General features: G+C 31.0%; 1 protein-coding gene. It reads left to right on the top strand.

Going from position 1 to position 535, the window contains the following annotated elements:
• Positions 1-135: 135 nt before the first annotated feature.
• Positions 136-438: an ArsR/SmtB family transcription factor gene (locus tag V3W49_RS23040; protein WP_500148309.1), complete on the top strand. Its 303-nt coding sequence runs from the start codon at positions 136-138 to the stop codon at positions 436-438.
• Positions 439-535: the final 97 nt, after the last annotated feature.

Here is a 535-nt window from a genome sequence, read left to right as displayed (position 1 = left end):
CAGAGCCATCATGTTGATTCACACTTTATCAGTAGTTTTTTACTTTTTTACCTTTCTGAATTGAAAAAAACAATTTGCGAGTAAATTTTGTATAATGCCTAAAGTATACACTAAAACTACAAGGCTTGTTTAGATATGACAAATGATCCTCACGCAAGAAGACTTTTGTGGTTTGTTTTTGCTGGTTCACGAGGAGGATTAAATCGACTTAGAATTATTACTGCTCTAAAAGAAAAACCACAAAATACAAACCAGCTTGCGATTGAGTTGAGTTTGGATTTCAAAGCTATTCAACATTATATCAATGTCCTTGAAAAAAATAATCTTATTTCAAAGGAAGGAGAAAAATATGGAATCACTTTTTTCATTTCAACATTTTTAGAAGTCAATATGAAGACATTTGATGAAATTGCTAACAAATTGGAAAAAAGTAAATAAACAGAGGAAAAGTGGAGTCAACTAAATGGAGCCAACGTCAGCAATTCTATCTGCTGTTTCGATTGCAAACATTGTAGTTTTAGGCATATTGATATAT

This window comes from Rosenbergiella sp. YN46 (assembly GCF_036620675.1).
In the GTDB taxonomy this organism is placed as follows: Bacteria; Pseudomonadota; Gammaproteobacteria; order Enterobacterales; family Enterobacteriaceae; genus Jejubacter.
The sequence above is the reverse complement of the archived record's forward strand: the minus strand, read 5'-3'. Positions and strand labels throughout refer to the sequence as shown.

Coding starts and splice junctions, on each gene's coding strand:
- V3W49_RS23040 (WP_500148309.1), top strand. CDS start 136: ATGACAAATGATCCTCACGCAAGAAGACTTTTGTGGTTTGTTTTTGCT.